At 55.4% G+C, this 3,933-nt stretch carries 1 protein-coding gene and 2 pseudogenes; 1 reads left to right on the top strand and 2 read right to left on the bottom strand.

All coding sequences use genetic code 11. From position 1 onward, the window contains the following. A pseudogene (locus JWQ61_RS00900) lies at positions 1–352 on the bottom strand (aldehyde dehydrogenase family protein); the annotation flags it as partial. 613 nt (positions 353–965) lie between these two features. Between JWQ61_RS00900 and JWQ61_RS00905 the strand changes: the two are divergent. Beyond that, complete coding sequence (locus JWQ61_RS00905; RefSeq protein WP_304358851.1) at positions 966–3,638, top strand: TonB-dependent siderophore receptor; 2,673 nt, start codon at positions 966–968, stop codon at positions 3,636–3,638. A gap of 69 nt (positions 3,639–3,707) precedes the next feature. Here the strand turns inward: JWQ61_RS00905 and JWQ61_RS00910 are convergent. Next, positions 3,708–3,933 (bottom strand): annotated as a pseudogene (locus tag JWQ61_RS00910) (MgtC/SapB family protein); the annotation flags it as partial.

Here is a 3,933-nt window from a genome sequence, read left to right on the forward strand (position 1 = left end):
CGTACTGGGTATACCCCGAAGTGCCGGCCATCATGCGCGACGGCCAGACTTTCTTCGGCTTCATCCAGCGCCCCAGCTTGCGGATGGCGTCATTGGCCTCGGCGATCACCGGCAGGATTTCGCTTAACTCCACCTCGACGGCCGGTTTGCCGAAATCGGCAAAGCCGGCAGCAATCACCTCATCCTTGTGCGCCAGCAGCGCGCTCTTCAGCTTCCTGATTTTCTGCAGGCGCTCGGCCTTGCCCGACTGGCGCAGGCGCAGCGCGGTGATTCCCTGGGCATCGAATACGCGCCGGATCTCCAGCTGGGTCTGGTCAAATTCAGTGCCGGCTGGAGTTGTCATGGTGTTCATTGTTTGCCTTTGACAAGAGCATTTGTATCCGGCAATTAAAGCACATCGCCTATTCCAAAGGACGATCTTTTACTTGAGCGCCGCCTCCACTTTATAGGCGTTTTAGTCATCCGTTTTTACAGAAAAATAACGATATTCAATAAAAATATTTAATTCATCAATAATTGCTTATTAGTCTATTAAATTTCCCAGTGCTCTTTTAAAAATATCTTTCATCAGCATGCATTCATCCATTATTTGATTTGATTATCAAATAACACGCACCAAATTCAAATGACAATCAAGGTAACATTTATTGCCCAAAGGAAATTTATTTATCACATTTTCCTTCAAAATAGTGCCGCAAGGAAAATAAAACAACGAAAAAACTAACGGAAAAGTTAAATATTTCAGGCGTATTACATCACGCGACGGATTGATACAAAATGAAATAACAGTACCCCAAGCATGGTCATTACCGGGGTGCTGTTCGCCATCCGGACATACGCTGTCCGCGCTGGCGGCAGCTGGAAACCCTTGCTTTACAGACGGCTTATCCGGCCGCCAAAGCATGAAGCGAAATCGATCATTTCCTTACCAAAGATGGAGACTTTCCCAGATGAAGAAGACAGTTTTGGCATCAACCCTCGCAGCAATCGGCCTCATCCACCTGCCCCTCGCCTTCGGCGCCGACCAAATTTCCAACCCCACGCCCGATAGCCTTGAACGCATCACCATTACCGGCTCAAATATTTCGCGCATCAACAAAGAAGGCCCGACCGCGGTTGAAATCATCAAACGAGACGAAATCGAAAAATCCGGCGCCAGCACCGTCCTTGAACTGCTGAGCAAACTGCCTTCCGTGTCCATCGGCCTGACCGGCAACAGCAATACGTCGTTTGCGCAAGGCGCGGCCTCCGTAGGGCTGCGCGGCCTCGATCCCAAATACACGCTGATCCTGCTGAACGGACGCCGCCTGGCCAACTACGGTTTTGCCGATGGGGCCGAAAACACCTTCGTCGACTTGAACAACCTGCCGCTGGCAGCGATTGAATCGGTGGAAATCCTGCGCGACGGCGCTTCCGCCATTTACGGCTCCGATGCGATTGCCGGCGTGATCAACTTCAAGACAAAGAGGAATTACCAGGGCGTTGAAACCACCGCCAACGTCGGCACCAATCAAAAGGGCGACGGCACCACGGAAAGCGCCAGCGTCACGGCCGGCTGGGGGGACCTGGAAAAAGACGGGCAGAACCTGCTGCTGACAGTAGACGTGTTCCATAGCGATCCCTTGAAGAGCAATAAACACGACGCCACCAGCAACCGCGATTTCAGGCGCTTTGGCGGCAGCGACAACCGCAGCATCGACCGCTACCTGGGCAGCGTCAACGATTTCTCAACCGGCGAGCCCGGCTTTCCGATACCCGGCTGCCGCGGCAGCGTTGAACTCAGCAGCGGCACCAACGACAACCGCTGCTTCAACAACCAGCAGGTGCTGCTGTCGCCGAAGATCCTGCGCGGCGGGATTTCCGCCATTTTCACCAAACGTCTCAGCGGCCAGGATGAACTGTTTGCCGAAGTCGGCTTCAACCATAGCGAAACCACCGTGCAATACGGACTGGCAGGATTTGATCCTTCCTTCATCGGCAACACCGACGGCTCGACCAATCCTGGCCTGGCCAACTTGCCAGGGCCAAGCGCGGATGGCTCGCTGCAAGGCTTTACGCCTGGCGATCAGCTGCGCATATACCGCGGCATCTACGAAGTTGCGCCGACGCAAAACAAGATCACCAGCGACACTGCGCGCGTAGTGGCCGGCTGGCGCGGCGTGATTGGGAAATGGGACAGCGAAGGAGCGGTCAGCCTCAACCAGAACCGCCTCAAGGACGTTGCCTCCAATTCCGTATTGAAGGACGTATCGTCGGCCTCTTTGCAGAGCGGCTTGCTGGGCAACGGCGGCTACGATCCGTTTGCCTACTGGAATCCATCCAGCGTGATCAACCCGATGCTGACCACTACCGAGCGGGTGGCCGTATCGCGCCTGGAAACCGTGGACTGGAAGATGTCGGCGCCGGAACTGTTCAACTTCAACGGCGCGCCGGTCGGTTTCGCCTGGGGCGCCCAGGCCAGCCATGAATCGATCAGCGACCAGCCTGATGCAAAAAATGTTGCCGGCAACATCGTCAACGCCGGCGCGACAGCCAGCACGGCCAGCCGTTCCCTGTACTCACTGTATGGAGAATTCAATGTTCCGCTGATGAAAACGGTGGAGATGCAACTGGCTTTGCGCGGCGACCACTACAGCGATTTCGGCAATTCCTTCAATCCGAAGATAGCCGTGGCCTGGCGCCCGACCAAGGAAATCCTGCTCCGCGGTTCCGCCACCACGTCCTTCAAGGCCCCTACACTGCCGGAAATCAGTTCAACCACATCGGGTTATGCCAATGGCATCGCCGACTGGGCGCGTTGCGGTCCGCTTGGCTATACCGGCGCAAATTGCAGCTACAGCCCCAAGCAATACGTTGCCGGCAATCCCGACCTGAAAGCGGAAAAAGCCAACAACTTTTCGCTGGGCATGGTGCTGCAACCGATGAAGGGCCTGTCGGCGTCGGTAGACTGGTATGCGATCAAGCAGCGCAACACGATCCAGTTGCTGGATCCGCAATACATCGTCGACAACGAAGACACCATTCCGGGCTACGCCGCACTGGTGGGCCGCGATCCGCGCAACCCGGCGCTGGAAGCAAGGTATCCCGGCTTGAACAAGGGGCGCATCAGCAGCATCACCACACCCTATATCAACGTCGGAAAGACCGATATCCAGGGGCTGGATATCGACATTTCCTATGAATTGCCGCTGGCCGGCTGGGGCAAGCTGAAGTTCCGCGAAGTCAACAACTACACGCTGCTCTACAAGCAGAGCATCACCCCTGGCACCGCCCCGGCAAGCCGGCTTGATTCCCTCAACCATCCAAGGTGGAACAATTCCTTCCGTACCGCCTATGAATACGCCGACATGGAAGTTGCCTTGACTGCCAGGACGCAAGCCAGCACGCTGAACATCGACGACCCAACCCACACCCAGGACCCGGCCATCACCAATGCGCGCATTCCTTCCTTCACTGCATGGGATTTGAACCTGAACGCCAAGGTAAGCAAGAACTTGACGGTGAACTTCGGCGTCAACAACCTGTTTGACAAGGCCCCGGTATATGCCAATACGGCCTACAGGGATGACTTCGTGCAAAACCAGAACGACCTGGTAGGACGCTACATCTACGCCAACATGCGCTACCAGTTCCAATAAGCAGCGTTAACCAAAACGGGCTTCACGCAATGTGAAGCCCGCTTCAATACTTCAGCAGACAATACGCATCTACGGCAAACGGATTTCACTCACCTCATGAACATCCGGAAGAGCTTTCAGCTTGACCAGGTTGACATCGAATTCGCTAGGCATCACACTCAGCAGCGCAACGGTGACTTCTTCAATATCCGCATCATTGGCGTTCTGCTCAACGATGAACTGCTCGATCTGCGCCGTACCCTTGTCCAGCAGCTGCCCGAACATCTGGAACGTCATGGCGCCGCGCCGCACCACC

Source organism: Collimonas fungivorans, assembly GCF_028292705.1.
GTDB classification, from domain to species: Bacteria; Pseudomonadota; Gammaproteobacteria; order Burkholderiales; family Burkholderiaceae_D; genus Collimonas; species Collimonas fungivorans_B.